The sequence below is a fragment of the Leifsonia soli genome (genome assembly GCF_013408745.1).
Taxonomy (GTDB): domain Bacteria; phylum Actinomycetota; class Actinomycetes; order Actinomycetales; family Microbacteriaceae; genus Leifsonia; species Leifsonia soli.
Window position 1 is genome coordinate 786,656 of record NZ_JACCBJ010000001.1, and the last position, 16,007, is coordinate 802,662.

Annotated in this window: 10 protein-coding genes; 5 read left to right on the forward strand and 5 right to left on the reverse strand. The window is 71.1% G+C overall.

Annotation, left to right across the window (positions count from 1 at the left end; genetic code table 11):
- Positions 1-67 precede the first annotated feature (67 nt).
- Positions 68-853, forward strand: a complete 786-nt coding sequence (locus BJ963_RS03835) for an SDR family oxidoreductase (RefSeq protein WP_179454736.1) — start codon at positions 68-70, stop codon at positions 851-853.
- Between the two features lie 22 nt (positions 854-875).
- On the opposite strand, the gene glgB is transcribed toward BJ963_RS03835, so the two are convergent.
- Both glgB and BJ963_RS03845 read right to left on the reverse strand, forming a co-directional pair.
- The gene (gene glgB / locus BJ963_RS03840; protein ID WP_179454738.1) at positions 876-3,083 is read right to left on the reverse strand and encodes a 1,4-alpha-glucan branching protein GlgB; all 2,208 of its coding nucleotides are present in this window, start codon (positions 3,081-3,083) and stop codon (positions 876-878) included.
- Between the two features lie 31 nt (positions 3,084-3,114).
- Positions 3,115-5,097, reverse strand: a complete 1,983-nt coding sequence (locus tag BJ963_RS03845; RefSeq protein WP_179458018.1) for an alpha-1,4-glucan--maltose-1-phosphate maltosyltransferase — start codon at positions 5,095-5,097, stop codon at positions 3,115-3,117.
- Between the two features lie 142 nt (positions 5,098-5,239).
- Between BJ963_RS03845 and glgP the strand changes: the two genes are divergently transcribed.
- Positions 5,240-7,813, forward strand: coding sequence for an alpha-glucan family phosphorylase (gene glgP, locus BJ963_RS03850; protein ID WP_179454740.1), 2,574 nt, complete (start codon positions 5,240-5,242; stop codon positions 7,811-7,813).
- Between the two features lie 103 nt (positions 7,814-7,916).
- On the opposite strand, the gene BJ963_RS03855 is transcribed toward glgP, so the two are convergent.
- The 3 genes from BJ963_RS03855 to glgX are packed head-to-tail and all read right to left on the reverse strand — an operon-like array spanning position 7,917 to position 10,965.
- Positions 7,917-8,402: a GNAT family N-acetyltransferase gene (locus tag BJ963_RS03855; RefSeq protein WP_179454742.1), complete on the reverse strand. Its 486-nt coding sequence runs from the start codon at positions 8,400-8,402 to the stop codon at positions 7,917-7,919.
- Positions 8,390-8,887 (reverse strand): Cys-tRNA(Pro) deacylase, encoded by a 498-nt coding sequence (gene ybaK, locus BJ963_RS03860; RefSeq protein ID WP_179454744.1) that lies wholly within the window; start codon positions 8,885-8,887, stop codon positions 8,390-8,392. The genes BJ963_RS03855 and ybaK overlap by 13 nt, the downstream gene beginning before the upstream one ends.
- On the reverse strand, positions 8,887-10,965 hold the full coding sequence (gene glgX / locus BJ963_RS03865; protein WP_179454746.1) for a glycogen debranching protein GlgX: 2,079 nt from the start codon (positions 10,963-10,965) through the stop codon (positions 8,887-8,889). Before glgX ends, ybaK begins: the two co-directional genes overlap by 1 nt.
- Before the next feature lie 45 nt (positions 10,966-11,010).
- Here glgX and BJ963_RS03870 point away from each other — a divergent pair, with 45 nt between their 5' ends.
- The 3 genes from BJ963_RS03870 to ligA all read left to right on the forward strand — a co-directional run bounded on the left by BJ963_RS03870 (position 11,011) and on the right by ligA (position 15,849).
- A complete protein-coding gene (locus tag BJ963_RS03870; protein ID WP_179454748.1) occupies positions 11,011-12,192 on the forward strand; it encodes an aminotransferase class V-fold PLP-dependent enzyme in 1,182 nt (393 codons plus the stop codon).
- 116 nt (positions 12,193-12,308) lie between these two features.
- Positions 12,309-13,409: a tRNA 2-thiouridine(34) synthase MnmA gene (mnmA, locus tag BJ963_RS03875; RefSeq protein WP_179454750.1), complete on the forward strand. Its 1,101-nt coding sequence runs from the start codon at positions 12,309-12,311 to the stop codon at positions 13,407-13,409.
- 181 nt (positions 13,410-13,590) lie between these two features.
- On the forward strand, positions 13,591-15,849 hold the full coding sequence (ligA, locus tag BJ963_RS03880; RefSeq protein WP_179454752.1) for an NAD-dependent DNA ligase LigA: 2,259 nt from the start codon (positions 13,591-13,593) through the stop codon (positions 15,847-15,849).
- The last annotated feature ends 158 nt before the right edge of the window (positions 15,850-16,007 follow it).

Sequence of the window (16,007 nt, forward strand, 5' to 3'; positions counted from 1 at the left end):
GGGAAGCGCGGCAGCCCATCGTCGTGCCGGACATCTCCGGCAGTCGAAGCCGAGGGAGAGACCCCCCATGTCCCGTGTGCTCGTCATCGGAGGCACCGGCCTGGCCGGGCGCGCCGTGACCGCAGAAGCGGTCGAACGCGGCCACGAGGTGGTCGTCGCGGCCCGCCGCGTACCGGACGACGACTCCGAGCAGTACGTCCTCGGAGCCGCATACGTCACGGCGGACATCGTCACCGGCGACGGCCTCGAGGAGGCGGTGGACGGCGTGGATGTGCTGATCGACACGAGCAATGCGGTCGGCAAGCAGGCCGCCCATGTCTTCGCCACGGGTGCGCAGAACCTCGTGCACACCGCCGCCCGATTCGGTGTGCGCCGCGCCGTGCTGCTCTCGGTCGTCGGCACCGACCGGTCGGCGTACGGCTACTACCGTGCGAAGGCCGCGCAGGAGCGCGTCTACCTCGACTCGCCGCTCGACACGCGGGTGGTGCGTGCCACCCAGTTCCACGACTTCGTCACCGCGATCTTCGACCGGGGGAGACCGCTCGGCGCCATCCTCGCGCCCTCCGGGGTGCGGTTCCAGCCGATTGCCGTCACCGACGTTGCGCGTGTGCTGGTCGACGCCGCCGAGGGGGCGGGGGAGCCGGACAGCGTGATCGCCATCGGCGGCCCGCGCGTGGAGTCGGCACGCGATCTGGCCGAACAGCGCAAGCGGGCGAGCGGGAGCCGTCGCTACATCCTGCCGATCCGCCTCGGCGGAGCGCTCGGAAGCACCTGGCGGGCCGGCCGGAACCTGGCGCCGGAGCACGCCGTGGACGGCGTCGGCTACGGCGCCTGGCTCGAGACCGGGGCCTGAGCCCCGGCCTTCGGAGAGCCGGTCAGCGTCGTGGCTTCAGCCACAGCGCGCCGAGCGGCGGCAGGGTCAGCACCGCCGATGCCCGGCGGCCCATCCACGGTTCGTCGACCGCCGTCACGGACCCGAGGTTGCCGACTCCCGACCCGCCGTACGCTTCCGCGTCCGTGTTGAGCAGTTCCTCCCACTCGCCGGCGAACGGCAGCCCGATGCGGTACCCGTCGTGCGGTGCGCCCGAGAAATTGAAGAGCATCGCGATCGGCTCGCCGTCGCGGTCCTTGCGCAGGAAGGCGATGACGTTGCCCTGCGCATCGGACCCGTCCAGCCATTCGAACCCGGCGGGCTCGTTGTCCAGGGCCCACAGCTGCGGGTTCTGGCGGTAGACGGCGTTCAGCTGCGCGACGAGGTTCCAGAGGCCCTGGTGCGCCGGCTGGTCCAGGATCCACCAGTCGAGACCGCGCTCCTCGCTCCACTCCGACGGCTGGCCGAACTCCTGGCCCATGAAGAGCAGCTGCTTGCCCGGATGCCCCCACATGTACGCGAGGAACGCGCGCACGTTCGCCAGCTGCTGCCAGTGGTCGCCGGGCATCTTGGTGAGCAGGGAGCCCTTGCCGTGCACGACCTCGTCGTGGCTGATCGGGAGCAGGAAGTTCTCGCTCCAGGCGTAGACGAACGAGAAGGTGATCTCGCTGTGGTGGTAGCTGCGGTACATCGGGTCCTCGTGGATGTACTGCAGCGAGTCGTGCATCCAGCCCATGTTCCACTTCAGGCCGAAGCCGAGGCCGCCGGAGGACGTCGGAGCGGTCACCCCGGGGTAGCTGGTCGACTCCTCGGCGATCATCACCGTGCCCGGGTTGCGCTTGTACGCGGTCGCGGTGACCTCCTGCAGGAAGCCGATCGCCTCCAGGTTCTCGCGCCCGCCGTGGATGTTCGGTTCCCACTCGCCGTCGGCGCGCGAGTAGTCGAGGTAGAGCATGGAGGCGACGGCGTCGACCCGCAGACCGTCGACGTGGAACTCCTCCAGCCAGTACAGGGCGTTCGCGACGAGGAAGTTGCGGACCTGCGAGTTGCCGTAGTCGAAGATGTACGTGCCCCAGTCCTTGTGCTCGCCGCGGCGCGGGTCGGCGTGCTCGTAGAGCGGCTGGCCGTCGAACCGGGCCAGCGCCCAGTCGTCCTTGGGGAAGTGGCCGGGCACCCAGTCCAGGATGACCCCGATGCCCGCCTGATGGAGCCGATCGATGAGGTACTTGAGGTCGTCAGGGGAGCCGAACCGGCTCGTCGGCGCGTAGTAGCCGGTGACCTGGTACCCCCACGAACCGCCGAAGGGGTGCTCGGCGAGCGGCAGGAACTCGACGTGCGTGTAGCCCAGGGCTCCGACGTAGTCGATGAGCTGGTCGGCGGCGTCGCGGTAGCCGAGTCCCGGCCGCCACGAGCCGAAGTGCAGCTCGTAGACGCTCATCGGCCCCGCGTGCGGGTCGGTCTCGGAGCGGCGGCGCATCCACTCGTCGTCCGCCCACGCGTGGTCGCTGACGGTGATGCGGGAGGCGGTGGCCGGCGGGATCTCGGCGAACTGCGCCATCGGGTCGACCTTGCGGACCCAGCGGCCGTCCTGCGCGAGAAGATCGAACTTGTAGATCTCCCCGGCGCCGATGCCGGGAACGAACAGCTCCCAGACGCCGGAGGCGCCCATGTTGCGCATCGAGTGAAGGGTGCCGTCCCAGCCGTTGAAGTCGCCGACCACGCGCACGGCGCGGGCGTGCGGCGCCCAGACCGTGAACGCGGTCCCGACGACGCCGCCGAGGTCGCGCACGTGCGCGCCCAGGGCCGTCCACAGCGTCTCGTGCCGTCCCTCGCCGATCAGGTGCAGGTCGAGCTGGCCGATCGTCGGGAGGAAACGGTAGGGGTCGTCGGCCGTCCACACGCTGCCGTCGTCGTAGCGCGCCTTGATGAGATAGGCGCCGGGGCCGACGATGTCGACGCCCTGCCAGATGCCGTGCCCGACGTGGGCGAGCTCGATGTGCGCGCCGGTCGGGAGCACCGCGACCACCTCGGCGGCGAGCGGGCGGAGTGCCCGGATGACCGTGATGGGGTCGGCGACGCCCGGCGCGGCGACCTGGTGCTGGCCGAGGATCGCGTGCGGGTCGTGGTGGCTGCCCGTCGCCACGGCCGCGAGCAGCGCGTCGTCCAGGGCGGGCAGGTCGACGGCGGCGGCACCTTCGGGGATCGGGGACATGGCGGTACTCCTCAGGTTGTCTTCTGGTCGGTCACAGCGGTCGGACGGCCAGGATGTGCACGGGTTCGGTGAACGCGTCCAGGCGCACGTAGTCGTCGGCGCCCCAGGTCCAGCGCTGGCCGGTCACCCGGTCCTTCACCTCGAACTGGGAGCCGGCAGGCAGGCCGAGCGCGGTCACATCGAGGTGCACGATCGTCTCGCGCACGGAGTGCGGGTCGACGTTGGCGACGACGATCACCGCATCCGGCTTGCCCGTCCGGGTGAACTTCCCGTCCAGGTACTTCGAGTACACGAGGACGCTGTCGTCCTCGCTGTGGTGGAGATGCAGGTTGCGCAGCTGCCGGAGCGCGGGGTGCTCGCTGCGCGCCCGGTTGAGCATGGTCAGATAGCCCGCGAGCGAACGGCCCTGCGCCTGCGCCTTGGCGTAGTCGCGCGGGCGGTACTCGTACTTCTCGTTGTCGATGTACTCCTCGGCACCGGGACGCGCGACGTTCTCGAACAGCTCGTAGCCGGAGTAGACGCCCCAGGTGGGAGCGGCGGTCGCCGCGATGGCGGCGCGCACCTTGAACGCGGCGGGGCCGCCGAACTGGAGGTACTCCGTCAGGATGTCCGGCGTGTTCACGAACAGGTTCGGCCGCAGGTAGTCGGCCGTCTCGTGCGCGAGCGAGTCGAGGAACTCCTCGAGCTCCTCCTTCGTGTTGCGCCAGGTGAAGTAGGTGTACGACTGCTGGAAGCCGGCCTTCGCCAGGGTGCGGAGCAGCGCAGGACGGGTGAACGCCTCGGCGAGGAACACCACGTCCGGGTCGGTCGCGTTGACCGTGTGGATCAGCCACTCCCAGAAGTGCAGCGGCTTGGTGTGCGGATTGTCGACGCGGAAGATGCGGACGCCGAGCGACATCCAGTGCCGGACGATGCGCAGCACCTCCTGGCGCAGCCCCTCGTAGTCGTTGTCGAAGTTGATGGGGTAGATGTCCTGGTACTTCTTCGGCGGGTTCTCGGCGTACGCGATGGTGCCGTCGGGGAGCGTGGTGAACCACTCCGGGTGCTCGGTCACCCACGGATGGTCGGGCGACGCCTGCAGGGCGAGGTCGAGCGCGACCTCCAGGCCGGCCTGCTTCGCCTTCCCGAGGAAGAACGCGAAGTCCTTCTCGGTGCCGAGGTCGGGGTGGATGGCGTCGTGGCCGCCCTCCGCACTGCCGATCGCCCAGGGAGACCCGGGGTCGTTCTCCCCGGCGTCGAGCGTGTTGTTCGGGCCCTTGCGGAAGGTCCGGCCGATGGGATGGATCGGCGGGAGGTACACGACGTCGAAGCCCATCGCGGCGACCTCCGGGAGCCGCTTCGCGGCGGTGCGGAAGGTGCCGGACTTCCACGAGCCGTCGGGCAGCTGCTTCGCGCCCTCGGAGCGCGGGAAGAACTCGTACCAGCTGCCGACGCCGGCGCGCGTCCGCTCCACCTGGATGGCGCGCGTGGCGGAGAGGGTGGGAAGGCTGACGACCGGGCGCTCCGTGAGCACCTGCCGGATGCGGTCGTCGACGGCGGCGGCGAAGCGCTCGTCCACCGTCCGCGTGGTGTCGGCGACGACCTTGGCCGCCTCGGAGAGGTGCCGTCGCTCGGCCGTGCTGCGGCGCTTGTCCTTGGAGGCCGTGACGAGGAGGTCGTGGCCCATCCGCAGCATCAGCTCCACGTCGATCCCGGCCGGGACCTTCACCTCGGCGTTGTGGTGCCAGGTCGCGTACTCGTCCGCGTACGCCTGCACGCGGTAGCGCCAGAGGCCGGTCTGGTCGAGCTGCACCTCCACCTCCCACCGATCGGTGCCGGGGGTCAGCGGGTGCATGTGGTGCTCGGTCTGCTGCCCCGCGGGGTCGAGCAGGATGAGGTCGACGCCGATCTTGTCGTGACCCTCCCGGAACGCCGTGGCGCGGAACGGGATGACCTCCCCGCTGAACGCTGCTGCAGCCCAGAGTCCCTCGTCGACCTGGGGGGACAGCTCCAGGATCGGGATGCGGCCGAGCAGAGGCTCGTACGGGCCCGGCTCCGGGGCGCTGGGGGCCGCCTCTGTCGCGGCGGCTACGGACCTGGTCGCTGCGTTCTTCACCACGCACCCGACCGTACACTCATTAACCCGCCCGTCACGCGGCTCGTTTACAGTGGACCGAGTGAAGGCCATCCGAAGATTCACCGTCCGCGCCGTCCTCCCCGAGAACCTCTCAGCACTGGAGGAGATCGCAGGCAACCTCCGCTGGTCCTGGCACGAGCCCACCAAGGAGCTGTTCGCCCGCATCTCGCCCGAGCTGTGGCAGCAGGTGAGGCACGATCCCATCGCTCTGCTCGGCGCCGTAGAGCCGTCGCGGCTCGCCGAGCTCGCCGCCGATCAGGGCTACGTCGAGTGGGCGACCCACATCCGCGACGACCTGCGCGCGTACATCCACGACCCGCGCTGGTATCAGTCGCTCGGCGATGCCGCGCCCCAGACGATCGCCTACTTCTCGCCCGAGTTCGGCATCGCGGCGACCCTGCCGCAGTACTCCGGCGGTCTCGGCATCCTCGCCGGCGACCATCTGAAGGCCGCGAGCGACCTCGGCGTGCCGCTCGTCGCCGCCGGCCTGTTCTACCGCTCCGGCTACTTCTCCCAGGCGATCACGCCCGACGGGTGGCAGCTGGAGAGCTACCCGGTCCTCGACCCGGACGGCCTGCCGCTGAGCGTCCTGCGCAACCCGGACGGAACGCCCGTCCAGATCTCCCTCGCGCTGCCGGACGGCGTGCTCCACGCCCGCGTCTGGCGCGCCGCCGTCGGCCGCGTCACGCTGCTGCTGCTCGACACCGACATCCCCGACAACGAGGAGCGCCTCCGCTCGGTGACCGACCGTCTGTACGGCGGCGGCGGCGAGCACCGCCTGCTGCAGGAGCTGCTGCTCGGCATCGGCGGCGTGCGTGCCGTCAAGGCGTGGACCGAGCTGACCGGCGCACCCGAGGCGGAGGTGTTCCACACCAACGAGGGGCACGCCGGCTTCCTCGGGCTCGAGCGCATCTCCGACCTGATCGGCGAGGGGCTCACCTTCGACCAGGCGCTGCAGGTCGTGCGCGCCGGGACCGTGTTCACGACGCACACCCCCGTCCCCGCGGGCATCGACCGGTTCGACAGGGCGCTGGTCCAGCGGTACTTCTCCACCTCGCTCCTCCCCGGCGTGAGCGCGGACGAGGTCCTCCCGCTCGGCGCGGAGGACTACCCGGGCGGCTCGCCCGACGTGTTCAACATGGCGGTCATGGGCCTGCGCCTCGGCCAGCACGCCAACGGCGTCTCGAAGCTGCACGGCGACGTCTCCCGGCACATGTTCAACGGCCTCTATCCGGGATTCGACCCCCAGGAGGTGCCGATCGACTCGGTGACCAACGGCGTCCACGCCCCCACCTGGACCGACCCGATGCTGCGCGCCCTGGCGCTCGAGCGTCTCGGGACGGAGGACACCACGCACGCCGACTGGGGCAACGCGTCCGCCGTCGCCGACGCCGACCTGTGGAGCGTCCGCAACCGGATGCGCGAGCAGCTGGTGCAGGACGCCCGGCGCCGTCTGATGGCGGCGTGGGAGGACCAGAACCCGGGCGGAATCGCGCCGGCCTGGATGAGCGACCTGCTCGACCCGAACGTCCTCACCATCGGCTTCGCCCGTCGCGTGCCGACGTACAAGCGGCTCACGCTGATGCTGCACGACCCGGACCGGCTGCGGCGCATCCTCACCGACCCCGACCGGCCGGTGCAGTTCGTCATCGCGGGCAAGTCGCATCCGGCCGACGACGAGGGCAAGCGCCTCATCCAGAAACTCGTGCAGTTCGCGTCGGAGGCGGACATCCGCCAGCGCATGGTGTTCCTGCCCGACTACGACATCGGGATGGCGCAGCTGCTCTATCCCGGTACCGACGTCTGGCTGAACAACCCGCTGCGCCCGCTGGAGGCGTGCGGGACGTCCGGCATGAAGGCGGCCCTCAACGGCGCGCTCAACCTGTCGATCCTCGACGGCTGGTGGAACGAGTTCTACGACGGCGAGAACGGCTGGGCGATCCCGTCGGCCGACGCCGCCGGGGACGGCGCCGAGCGCGACGCGCTCGAGGCCGAGGCGATGTACGACCTGATCGAGCACCAGATCGCACCGCGCTTCTACGAGCGCGACGGCGACGACGTCCCGACGGCGTGGGTGTCGCGCATCCGCCACACGCTCTCGACCCTCTCGTCGCCGCTGTCGGCCGAGCGCATGGTGCGCGAGTACGTCGAACGTCTCTACCTGCCCGCGTCGGACTACGAGAACCGCCTGAGCGCGGACGACTTCGCCCGTGCGCGGTCGCTCGCCGCCTGGAAGGAGCGGGTCGAAGCCGCGTGGCCCGGCGTCGCCGTGACGCACGTCGACGCCGGCGGCGTGGATGCGGTGCCGCAGGTGGGCGACGAGCTGCACGTGCGCGCGCTGGTCCAGCTGAATGGGCTGCAGTCGTCGGACGTCGAGGTGCAGGTCGTCTACGGCCGCAGCCGCGACGGCGACGAGCTCACCGACGTCCACCGGCAGGCGCTCACCGTCGACGGCGGTGTGCCCGGAACCCACGACGCGTCGGTGCCGTTCGAGTTCGTCGGCACCGTCCGCCTGGCGTGGGCGGGCTCGTTCGGCTACACCGTCCGTGTGGTGCCGGTGAACGACCTCCTGCTCACTCCCGCCGAGCTCGGCCTGGTCACCACCGCCTCCTGACCCCGTCGCCCACCGTCGAGTCCGCGATTTTTGCACGTTCGCACCCCGCGCAGCGTGCAAAGATTGCGGACTCGACGGTGGGGCGGGAGGAGCGGGGGACGGGTCAGCGGGTCATGCGGACGGCGAGGATGGTGGCGTCGCCGGCGGGATGCGTCATGGTGGCGCCGTCGCGCGTGAAACCGTTGCGGAGGTAGAAGGCCTCGGCGCGGGGGTTGCCGTCCATCACCCACAGGTAGGCGGGAGCGTCGCCGATCGCTGCGTCGAGCAGTCGCTGGCCCGCGCCGGAACCGTAGGCGCTCGCCAGCAGGTAGATGCCCTCCAGCTCGCGATCGCGCGGAGCGTCGTCGTCGCGGCCCGCGCCGGCAGTGGCCCAGCCGATGATCGCGCCGCCCTGCTCGGCGACGAAGGCGTCCGTCTCGCCGCGCTCCAGGATTCGGGTCCAGCCCGCCGCCCGGCGATCGACGTCGAGGGAGGCCAGGAACTCGGCGGGCATCCGACCCGCGTACGCCTCGCGCCACGCCGTGACGTGCACCTCGGCGACGCCGCGCGCATCGTCGACGGTGGCCCGCCTGACCGTCATCTCGTCCATGTCGCGATCGCTCCGAAGGCTCCGCCCGTCGCGCGCAGGAGGTCGGCGGGGGAGAGCTCGACGTCGAAGCCGCGCTTGCCGCCGGAGACGAAGACGGTGTCGAACAGCTGCGCGGTCTCGTCCACGACGGTGACGTGGCGGGTCTTCTGGCCGATGGGGCTGATCCCGCCGACGACGTAGCCGGTGCGACGCTCGGCGACCGCCGGGTCGGCCATCGTGGCCCGCTTGGCGCCGACCGCTGCGGCGAGCGCCTTGAGGTCGAGCATCCCGGTCACCGGGACGACACCGACGACGAGGCCGAGATCGGTGTCGGCCAGGAGCGTCTTGAACACGCGGTCGGGTTCGACGCCCAGCGCCTCGGCGGCCTCCAGCCCGAACGACGGCGCTGCGGGGTCGTGCACATAGGGATGCGCGCTGAACGGGATGCCGGCCGCCGTCAGCGCGACCGTCGCCGGAGTCCCCGCCGGCGGCTTCTGCCGTGCCATCAGACGCGCGGCCCGTTCGCCCGGTACAGCTGCATGGACGTGCCGCCCACCAGCCGGGTCGCTCCGGGTGGGAACTCGGTCTCGTCCTCCGCGATCGGGACCTCGGTCGCCGAGTCCCAGAGCAGCTGGTACGACGTCACGCCCGGCGCCGCGGGAAGCGACACCTCCACGTCGTCCTCCACCCCGTGCACGATCAGCAGGACGCGGTTGAACTCCTCCTTGTCGGGGGTCGACGCGGCGAGGTACTGCAGGGTGCGGTTCTCCGGCGAGTTCCAGTCCTCGTCGTCCATCCGCTGGCCGGTCGCGTCGTACCAGTCCATGTGGCTGGCGTTCGGCGTGGTCTGGCCGTCCACGGCGTACCGGCTGGGGCGGAGGGCCGGATTCTCCCGGCGCAGCTGAAGCAGCCGCTTCGTCGTGTCGTACAGCTCCCGCTGCTCGCGCGTGCGCAGCCAGCTCAGCCAGGTCAGCTCGCTGTCCTGGCAGTAGGCGTTGTTGTTGCCGCGCTGGCTGCGCCCGTACTCGTCGCCCGCGGTGATCATCGGGACCCCGGCGGAGAGCAGGAGGGTGCCGAGCAGGTTCCTGATCGCCTTCGCGCGCGTCAGCAGGACGGCCTCGTCCGTCGTCGGGCCCTCGACGCCGTGGTTGAACGACCGGTTGTTGTCCGTCCCGTCGCGGTTGTTCTCGCCGTTGCCCAGGTTGTGCTTGACGTCGTAGGCGGTGAGGTCGGCCATCGTGAAGCCGTCGTGCGCTGTGACGAAGTTCACCGAGGCGAGCGGTCCGCGCTCCGGCGAGAAGGTGTTGGACGATCCGGCGAGCCGGGTGGCGAATCCGCCGATGCCCACGGGAGCCTGGCCGTTACGGCGCGCCTCCGCGATGTCGGCCAGCCAGAAGTTGCGCACCCGGTCGCGGTAGCGGTCGTTCCACTCCGACCAGCCCGCGTGCCCGTCGGAGGGCCCGGGGAAGTTGCCGGTCTGCCAGCCGCCGAGGCCCACATCCCACGGCTCGGCGATCAGCTTCACACCCGCGAGCGCCGGATCGGACGCCGCCGCGAGGAGGAGCGGATGGTCGCGGTGGAAGGACGCGTCCTCCCCGCGACCGAGCGTCGCCGCCAGGTCGAACCGGAAGCCGTCGATCTGCATCTCGTTCGCCCAGTAGCGGAGCGAGTCGAGCACCAGCCGCTGCGGGACGGGGTTGCCGAAGTCGACCGTGTTGCCGCATCCCGTCACGTCGATGTACGCGCCGGTCTCGTCGTGGCGGTAGTAGGTGGCGTTGTCGATGCCGCGGAAACTCGTGCGCGGACCGCCCATGCCCTCCTCGGCGGTGTGGTTGTACACCACGTCGAGGATCACCTCGATGCCGGCCAGGTGCAGCAGCTTCACCATGCCCTTGAACTCGGCGAGCACCGCCTCCGGTCCGGCCGCCTGCGCCGCCCGCGACGCGTACGGGCCGTGCGGCGTGAAGAAGTTGAGAGTGTTGTAGCCCCAGTAGTTGGTGAGGCCCTCCTGCTGCAGCCGCTGCTCCGAGACGAATGCCTGGACGGGCAGGAGCTCGACCGCGGTGACGCCCAGATCCTTCAGGTAGGCGATGGTCGACTCGTGCGCCAGTCCGGCGTAGCTCCCGCGCAACTCCTCCGGCACCGACGGGTTCAGCCGGCTGATGCCCTTGACGTGTGCCTCGTAGACGACGGTGTGGTCGAGCGGGGTCGCCGGCTTGCGCGCATCCCCCCAGTCGAAGCCGTCGGCGACGACGACGGAACGCCAGCCGTCGGAGCTCACGTGCAGGAGGCCGCGCGCGTACGGGTCGATCAGCAGCGCCTCCGGGTCGAACAGGTTGCCGGGCGCCTGGGGGCCGGACACACGGACGGCGTAGCGGCTGCCGACGGCGAGGGACCGCGAGCGGCCCACCCACACGCCGTTCGCATCCCGGCTCATCGGCACGGTCTTGACCAGCCAATCCGGGTCGTGCTCGTCGAACAGGCACAGCTCCATGGCGTCCGCGTTGGCCGAGAAGACCCTCAGCTCACCCCCGTGCGGCCCGACACGGACACCCAGGTTGCGCGGGGGATCGGTCGAGGTCATGCGATCTAGAGTAGTGACACACGCCTGGATACTTCGGAGGGCACCGTGCCGGTCTACCTCGACCACGCCGCCACCACGCCGATGCGCCCGGAGGCGATCGCCGCCTACACCGAGGCCATGGGCGTCGTCGGCAACCCGTCGAGCATCCACAGTCAGGGACAGCAGGCCAGGCGGATGCTGGAGGAGGCCCGGGAGACGGTCGCGGCGACCCTCGGCGCCGACCCGATCGAGGTGGTGTTCACCTCCGGCGGCACGGAGGCGATCAACCTCGCGATCAAGGGGATGTTCTGGGCGAGGAACGACACGGCCCGCCGCCCGCGCATCCTCGTCCCGGGCGGAGAGCACCACGCGACCGTCGACACCGTCGAGTGGCTGGAGCGGGCCGAGGGGGCCGAGATCGGCTGGCTGCCCCTCGACGGAGACGGCCGCATCGCGGTGCCCGGCGGGATCGCAGGAGACGACACGGCGCTGTTCACCTTCCTGGCGGTGAACAACGAGGTGGGGACGATCCAGCCCGTGCCCGCGCTCGCCGCGGTCGCGCGGTCGGCGGGGGTCCCCGTCCACGTGGACGCGGTGGCGGCGTACGGGCACGTGCCCCTCGACTTCGCCGGGCTCGGCGTGGACGCGCTCAGCGTCTCGGCGCACAAGATCGGAGGGCCGGTGGGGATCGGCGCGCTCGTGCTGAGCCGCGCATCCACCGTCGTCCCGCTGATCCACGGCGGCGGCCAGCAGCGGCAGGTGCGCAGCGGGACGCAGGACGTCGCGGCAGCGGTGTCGTTCGCGGCCGCGGCCCGGTTGGCGGAGGCGGAGCGCGAGGCCGAGACGGACCGGCTGTCCGCGCTGCGCGACCGGCTGATCGCTGGGGTGCGGGCGGTCGTTCCGGAGGCGGTGCTCAGCGGACCGGAGCCGGGCTCGGGGGAGCGGGTGGTATCCAACGCGCACTTCACCTTCCCGGGCGCGCAGGGCGACTCTCTGCTGTTCCTGCTCGACCTCGCGGGGGTGTCGGTGTCCACCGGCTCGGCATGTCAGGCGGGCATCCCGGAGCCGTCGCACGTGCTCCTCGCGATGGGACGCGACGAGACGGAGGCGCGCAGCGCGCTGCGGTTCACCCTCGGTCGCGGGTCGACCGACGCGGATGTCGACGCGCTGCTCGCGGCGCTGCCCGGCGCGTACGCGCAGGCGTCGCGCGCCGGCCTCGCGGAGCGCGCGCCGCGCCTGGGACGCTAGCGCCCGCCGTCCTCGTCCGTGGGATCGAGATGTGGCGCACATCGTCGTTCTGCGGCGGCGATGACGGAGATGTGGCGCAAATCTCTCGAGCGGTAGGCGGCGGGTAGAATCGGCGGGTGAAGGTTCTTGCGGCGATGAGCGGTGGTGTCGACTCCGCAGTGGCGGCGGCACGTGCCGTCGAAGCGGGGCACGACGTGGTCGGAGTGCATCTGGCGCTGAGCCGGATGCCCGGGACGCTGCGCACCGGCAGCCGCGGCTGCTGCACGATCGAGGACTCGATGGATGCGCAGCGCGCCGCGAACATCATCGGCATCCCGTACTATGTGTGGGACTTCTCCGAGCGCTTCAAGCTCGACGTCGTCGATGACTTCATCGCCGAGTACTCGGCCGGCCGGACGCCCAACCCCTGCATGCGCTGCAATGAGCGCATCAAGTTCGCCGCCCTGCTGGAGAAGGCGCTCGACCTCGGGTTCGACGCGGTCTGCACCGGGCACTACGCCGCCATCGTCACCGATGAGGACGGCAACCGTGAGCTGCACCGCGCGAGCGCCTGGGCGAAGGACCAGTCGTACGTCCTGGGCGTTCTGACCGCCGAGCAGCTGGCGCACGCGATGTTCCCGCTCGGGGCGACCCCGTCGAAGGCGGAGGTGCGGGCGGAGGCGGCAGCGCGCGGTCTGAGCGTCGCGAACAAGCCGGATTCGCACGACATCTGCTTCATCCCCGACGGCGACACCCGCGGCTGGCTGGCCGAGCGGGTCGGCACAGCGACGGGCGACATCGTCGACCGCGAGGGCAACCGGCTCGGCACGCACGAGGGCGCTCACGCGTACACGGTCGGCCAGCGGAAGGGCCTCAACGTCGGCTACCCGTCTCCGGACGGCCGGCCGCGGTTCGTGCTCGAGGTGCGGCCGAAGGAGAACACCGTCGTAGTCGGGCCACGCGAGGCGCTCGACATCGCCGAGATCGCCGGCTCCCGCTACACCTGGGCGGGGATGGCTCCCGCCGACCCGACGACGCCCTTCGCCTGCGAGGTGCAGATCCGCGCGCACGCCGACCCGGTGCCCGCTGTCGCGTCCGTCACCGGCGGAGAGCTCGTGATCCGTCCGGACGTGCCGCTCAACGGCGTCGCCCCGGGCCAGACGGCCGTCGTCTACGTCGGCACCCGCGTTCTCGGCCAGACAACGATCGACCGCACCGTCTCCGCCGTCCCCGTCTGACCCGCACCGCTCCGCCCCCCCTCTCTCCCGCGCTCCGCCCCCACCGTCGAGTCCGCGATTTTTGCACGCCGGCGGGGCGTGTCGCGTGCAAAGATCGCGGACTCGACGGCGGGGGCTCGACGGCGAGGGCTCGACGAGGGAAGCGGGCCGCGGCGTCGGGGGTCGCGAATAAGCTGGTGGGGTGGCGATCGAGACGACGACCGACGACCAGCCCGCGGAAGCGCGGGCCGAGGCGCAGCAGCTGACGACGCGCATCCTGGAGTTGCGCGACGCGTACTACGAGCGCGACACGGTGCTCGTCAGCGACGAGGAGTACGACCGCATGATGCGGCGGCTGGAGGAGCTCGAGCGGCTCCATCCGGAGCTCCAGTCGCAGGACAGCCCGACGCAGACCGTCGGCGGCCGCGCCCAGACCACCCTGTTCGCGCCGGTGCAGCACGCCGAGCGGATGCTGAGCCTCGACAACGTCTTCTCCCTGGAGGAGTTCGAGGCCTGGGCCGCGAAGGTCGAGCGCGACGCCGGCCGGCGCGTCGACTACCTGTGCGAGCTGAAGATCGACGGCCTGGCGATCAACCTGCGCTACGAGAACGGCGTGCTCGTCTCGGCGGCGACCCGCGGCGACGGCGTCGTCGGCGAGGACGTGACGGAGAACATCCGCTGGATCCCCGCCATCCCCGCCCGGCTCGCGACCGACGAGCCGCCGGCGCTCGTGGAGGTGCGCGGCGAGGTGTTCTTCCCCGTCGCCGAGTTCGAGGAGCTCAACGCGCACCAGCAGGAGGCGGGCGAGCGCGTCTTCGCCAATGCCCGCAACGCGGCGAGCGGGTCGCTCCGGCAGAAGGCCGAGGGCAAGAACCCGGCACAGCTCGAGCTCATGCGCGACCGCCTGCGCCGGCTCCACATGCTCGTCCACGGCATCGGCGCGTGGCACAACCCGCCGGTCGACGCGCAGTCGAAGGTGTACGACCTGCTCAAGGGCTGGGGCCTCCCGACCTCGACGCACTTCCGGGTCGTCGACGACGCCGCGAAGGTCGACGAGTTCATCGAGTACTACGGCCAGCACCGCGGTGCGGTCGAGCACGAGATCGACGGCATCGTCATCAAGGTGGACGAGCTGGCCCTGCACGACGAGCTGGGCGCCACCAGCCGAGCGCCCCGCTGGGCCATCGCCTACAAGTACCCGCCGGAGCAGGTGAACACCAAGCTGCTCGACATCGTCGTCAGCGTGGGCCGCACCGGCCGGGCGACCCCGTTCGCGGTCATGGAGAAGGTGCGCGTCGCCGGCTCCGAGGTGCGTCAGGCCACCCTCCACAACCAGGAGGTCGTCAAGGCGAAGGGCGTGCTCATCGGCGACACCGTCGTGCTGCGCAAGGCGGGGGACGTCATCCCCGAGGTCCTCGGCCCGGTGGTCGAGCTGCGCGACGGCACCGAGCGCGAGTTCGTCATGCCCGAGAACTGCCCCGAGTGCGGCACCCGGCTGGCGCCCGCGAAGGAGGGCGACATCGACCTCCGCTGCCCCAATGCCGAGTTCTGCCCGGCCCAGGTGCGCGGCCGGGTCGAGCACATCGGCTCGCGCGGAGCCCTCGACATCGAGGCGCTCGGCGAGGTCGCGGCCGCCGCGCTGACGCAGCCGCGCTTCCCCGCGGAGCCGCCGCTCCCGACCGAGGCCGGGCTGTTCGGGCTGACCCTCGCCGACCTGTTCCCGATCGAGGTCGTGGTGCGGGATTCGGAGACCGGACTGCCGAAACTGACCGACGCGGGGGAGGAGAAGGTAGACACTCCGTTCCGCCGTCGCCGCCAGAAGAAGGACGGCCCGTTCGACCCCGCCACGGAGGAGTTCTCGGGCGACGAGCTGCATGTGCCGTCGAAGAACGCGATCGAGCTGCTCGCCAACCTGGCTGCGGCGCGCGAGAAGCCGCTCTGGCGCATCCTGGTCGCCCTGAACATCCGCCATGTCGGCCCGGTCGCCGCCCGTGCGCTGGCGAACCACTTCGGGTCGCTCGACGCGATCCGCTCGGCATCGCGCGACGAGCTCGCTGCCGTCGACGGCGTCGGCGGCATCATCGCGGACGCCGTGCTGGCGTGGTTCGAGGTGGACTGGCACCGCGAGATCATCGAGAAGTGGGCCGCGGACGGCGTGCAGTTCGCCACCCCGGGGCACCCGGGCCCCGGGCGGGCGGATGAGGCGGGCGGCGTGCTCGCCGGCCTCACCGTCGTCGCCACCGGCTCGCTCGAGGGATTCACGCGCGAGGGTGCGCAGGAGGCGATCATCGCCGCGGGCGGGAAGGCCGCATCCAGCGTCTCGAAGAAGACCGATTTCGTCGCGGCGGGGCCGGGCGCCGGGTCGAAGCTCGCGAAGGCGGAGGAGCTCGGCGTGCGCATCATCGATGCCGCCCAGTTCAAGACGTTGGTGGAAGAGGGCCCCGCAGCGCTCGATTCCTGAGGATTCCGGTCCTCCTTCTCGCGGACAGGCGATGAATTCTCCCCCTGAATCGGGGGTAGAACGGCTCGCCGTCGGCCACCCGTTCACGGGTAGAGTCGAAGCGTGCGCTCCCCCCGGACGCACATGCAAGGGCTTAGCTCGCTCGCTCTCGGAGGGAC

Coding starts and splice junctions, on each gene's coding strand:
- BJ963_RS03835 (WP_179454736.1), top strand. CDS start 68: ATGTCCCGTGTGCTCGTCATCGGAGGCACCGGCCTGGCCGGGCGCGCC.
- glgB (WP_179454738.1), bottom strand. CDS start 3,083: ATGTCCCCGATCCCCGAAGGTGCCGCCGCCGTCGACCTGCCCGCCCTG.
- BJ963_RS03855 (WP_179454742.1), bottom strand. CDS start 8,402: ATGGACGAGATGACGGTCAGGCGGGCCACCGTCGACGATGCGCGCGGC.
- ybaK (WP_179454744.1), bottom strand. CDS start 8,887: ATGGCACGGCAGAAGCCGCCGGCGGGGACTCCGGCGACGGTCGCGCTG.
- glgX (WP_179454746.1), bottom strand. CDS start 10,965: ATGACCTCGACCGATCCCCCGCGCAACCTGGGTGTCCGTGTCGGGCCG.